This is a genomic window from Geodermatophilus ruber, from assembly GCF_900114385.1.
GTDB lineage: Bacteria > Actinomycetota > Actinomycetes > Mycobacteriales > Geodermatophilaceae > Geodermatophilus > Geodermatophilus ruber.
Window position 1 is genome coordinate 1 of the sequence record NZ_FOSW01000026.1, and the last position, 3815, is coordinate 3815.

The 3815-nt window shown below is 70.2% G+C and carries 2 protein-coding genes and 1 pseudogene; all 3 read right to left on the minus strand.

Annotated features, from left to right (window positions below):
* Positions 1-1190, minus strand: a 1190-nt coding sequence (locus BMZ50_RS23420; protein ID WP_091330084.1) for an MCP four helix bundle domain-containing protein, incomplete at its 3' end; no start/stop codon positions are given.
* Positions 1191-1480: 290 nt separating this feature from the next.
* The gene (locus tag BMZ50_RS23425) at positions 1481-3148 is read right to left on the minus strand and encodes a methyl-accepting chemotaxis protein (protein WP_091330086.1); all 1668 of its coding nucleotides are present in this window, start codon (positions 3146-3148) and stop codon (positions 1481-1483) included.
* A gap of 313 nt (positions 3149-3461) precedes the next feature.
* A pseudogene (locus BMZ50_RS23430) lies at positions 3462-3815 on the minus strand (methyl-accepting chemotaxis protein); the annotation flags it as partial.

Below are 3815 nucleotides of genomic sequence, written 5' to 3' on the forward strand. Positions count from 1 at the left end.
TCCGCGATCGAGGTGATCACCTTCACCACGTTGCCGATCTCCGCCGAGGACTCCCCCAGCTTCGCCACCGTCGCCGTCGTCGTCTCCGCGGCCGTCACGGCCTTGGCCGCCACCTCGCTGGCCTCCGCCGCGTTGCTGGCGATTTCCCGGATCGAGGCACCCATCTGCTCCGCCCCCGCGGCCACCGTCTGCACGTTGCGGGAGACCTCCTCGGCGGCCGAGGAGACCACGCCGGCCTGCGCGGAGGTCTCCTCCGCCGACGCCGAGATCTGCGCCGAGGACGCCGACAGCTCCTCCGACGAGGCCGCCACCGCGTCGGCCGAGGAGGCCACGGTGCCGAGCACCTCGCGCAGGTTCTCCACCGCGCCGTCCAGGGCCGCCCCCATCCGGCCGAGCTCGTCCCGGGTGGCCAGGCCGCTGCTCTTCGTCAGGTCGCCGGCGGCCAGCGCCTCCGCGACCCGCTGCACCCGACCGACACCGCGCGCCATCCCGGTGGCCACGACCAGGCCGACGCCCACCGCCGTGGCGATGCCGACGACCAGGACGACGATCGAGGTGGTCCGCTGCGACTGGAACTGGTCCTGCGCCGCGGCTGCGGCTTCCTGCGCCAGGCCGGTCTCGATCTCCCGCATCTTGTCCAGGGCGGCCGTGGCCGCGCTGGTCAGGGGGACGTTCTTCTCCTGGTTGAGGGCGTACCACTCGAGGTACCGGTTCTGCTCCGCCAGCGGGCGCAACTCGGTCGCGGCGATCTTCAGGTAGGCCTCGAAGTTGGTGAGGGCCTCCTCGTTGAGGGCCTCCGTCTCCGGGATCGGGAACGCGGCGTTGTAGGCGTCGTGGGCGGCGCGGTACTGCTCCTCCAGACCCGGGATGGAGTCCAGGATCTGGCCTGCCTTGGCCGGGTCGGGCTCGAGCACGGCGTTGCGCGTGGCGATACGCACGTCAGCGATCGCGGTCCGCATGTCAGCCGCGGCCGTTAGGCCTCCGATGTTGCTGACGTACAGCATCCGGTTCGACTCGGCCGAGGAGCTCAGGGCGGAGATGCCCATGACGCCGATGACCACGGCCACGAGTGCGGCGACGCCGACGGCGGCGAGCACCTTGGTCTTGACCCCACGGTCACCCCACCACGAACGCGTCGTCGGGGAATTGGTCTCCCTCACCGGGGTGTGGGTGACTGCGGGCATCTCCATCGCTGCTTCTCCTTGGAGGCTGGCTGCGGACGCCGGTTCGGCGTTCCTCGAGTCGAATGTTCGGCAGAGGGAACCCGATATCGAGGCGATTCGTCTGTATCTGTTTCGGAAACTTCCGACTCGTTACCCGCCCGATCGGTCACCGCATTCCGGCCGGCAACATGTCGACCCGAATGCGGTGACCGACCTCGCTCCCTCACCCATGTCGAGGACGGAAAAAGGGGAACGCGTGGCCGCGAACAGCCACGCGCTCCCCTCGAGCCGCCGGAACCGTCCGGCGGCTCACCGCATCAGTAGGTGAACCGCCCGACGGTGGTGCGCAGGTCGGCGGCCATCCGGGAGAGCTCGTCGACGGCGGTGCGGGTCTGGGTCAGCGCCTGGGTGGTCGAGTCCGCCGCGGTGGAGACGCCGGTGATGTTGTCGGCGATCTGACCCGAGCCGCTGGCGGCCTCGAACACCGACCGGGACATCTCGTTGGTGGTCGCGGTCTGCTCCTCCACCGCGGACGCGATGGTGGTCTGCCGGTCGGAGATCTGCGCGACGATCGTGCTGATCTCCTCGATCGCCGAGACGGCGGCCCCGGTGTCGTGCTGGATGGCCTGCACCCGGCGGGCGATGTCCTCGGTCGCCTTCGCCGTCTCCTGGGCCAACTCCTTGACCTCGTTGGCGACCACCGCGAAGCCCTTGCCCGCCTCGCCGGCACGGGCCGCCTCGATGGTGGCGTTGAGCGCCAGCAGGTTGGTCTGCTCGGCGATGCTGGTGATCACCTTCACCACGTTGCCGATCTCCGCCGACGAGTCACCCAGCTTGGCCACCGTCGCCGTCGTGGTCTCCGCCGCACTCACCGCGCGGGCGGCCACCTCGCTGGCCTCCGCCGCGTTCGAGGCGATCTCCCGGATCGAGGCACCCATCTGCTCCGCGCCGGCGGCCACCGTCTGCACGCTCCGGCTGACCTCCTCCGCGGCCGATGACACCACACCCGACTGCGCGCTGGTCTCCTCCGCCGACGCCGAGATCTGCGCCGAGGACGCCGACAGCTCCTCCGACGAGGCGGCGACCGCGTCAGCGGACGACACCACCGTCGACATCACCGTGCGCAGCTCGGCGACCGCGGCGTCCAGCGACGCACCCATCCGGCCGAGCTCGTCCTTGGTGGTCAGGTCGGCGGTCCGGGTGAGGTCACCCTCCGCCAGGGCCTCGGCCACGACCTTGACCCGGGCCACGTTGCGCGCCATACCCCTGGCGACGCGGAAACCGATCCCGAAGGCGAGCACCGCCCCGCCCAGCATGATCGCGACGGACACCGTCTGCTGGGAATCAGCCGCTTCGCGGGAGGCCACGGCGGCCGCCCGGGCGGCGGCGTGCTCCGCCTCCACGAGCGCCTGCACCTCTGTGCTCACATCGTTGGCGAGGGGCCGCAGCAGGCTCTCGTTGACCTGGAGCCAGCCGGCCAGGTCCCGCGCGAGGGCGAGCGGAGTGATCTGGCCGTGGATCACCTCGAGGTACTCCTGGAAGGCGGTCTCGATCCGGTCCAGGGCGGCGAGCGTCTCCGCCGGCGGATTGATCGCCCGGTACGCGGCGATGACCTCCTCGAAGCGCGCCTCGTAGCCCGCGATCGAGTTCAGCTGCGCCTGGGCAGCCGGCACGTCCTTGGCGAGCGCGGAGTCGCGGCTGGCGATCCGGACGCTCGACAAGGCGCTGCGCAGTTCCGTGGCGTTGGTGAGCCCATTGATGTTCTCGTCGTACATCCGCTCGGTCCGGTCAGCGGCGGTGCTGAGCGACTGCATGCCCAGGATGCCGACGAGGACGGCTACGAGGGTCGCGACGCCGATCGCCGTCAGCACCTTCGTCGCCACCGATCGATCACCCCACCAGGTGGTCACGGACCCGGCCCTGGCTGCCGCGGTCGGGTCGGCGCGATGCACCGGCCAGTTGGTGGGGCGGGAGGTGGTGCTCATCGTGAGGTACTCCAAGACGCGTGCTGCGGAAGTGGGAGGGCGACGCACCGGCGTGAATCGGTTCGCCACCCCGGTGGTGCTGGTGTGACCGGGCGAAAGTTAGAACAATTCCGGATCCGATTCGCGCGAATCACCGTGGGTGTCGTCACAGCGGGCTGAGATTGGTCCGTGAGTTCCTGTCGCGTGTCGACATGACGGCTACGGGGGCCCGATGGCCCGAGCCGGAAAAGGCGAACAGGATGCCGGTGGACGAATCCACCGACATCCCGTTCGAGATGTGTCGCAGCCGCGTGCGGGGTCCTTTCCGGCCCGCTCAGTAAATGAACCTCCCGACCGTCGTTCGCAGGTCGGCGGCCATCCGGGACAGCTCGTCGACCGCGGTGCGGGTCTGGGTCAGCGCCTGGGTGGTCGAGTCCGCGGCGGTGGACACCCCGGTGATGTTGGCGGCGATCTCGGTGGTGCCTCCGGCGGCCTCGGTGACCGACCGGGACATCTCGTTGGTGGTGGCCTCCTGCTCCTCCACCGCGCTGGCGATGGTCGTCTGCCGGTCCGAGATCTGCGCGACAATCGAGGAGATCTCCCCGATCGCGGCCACCGCCGCGGTCGTGTCACCCTGGATCGCCTGCACCCGCCGGGCGATGTCCTCGGTCGCCTTCGCCGTCTCCTG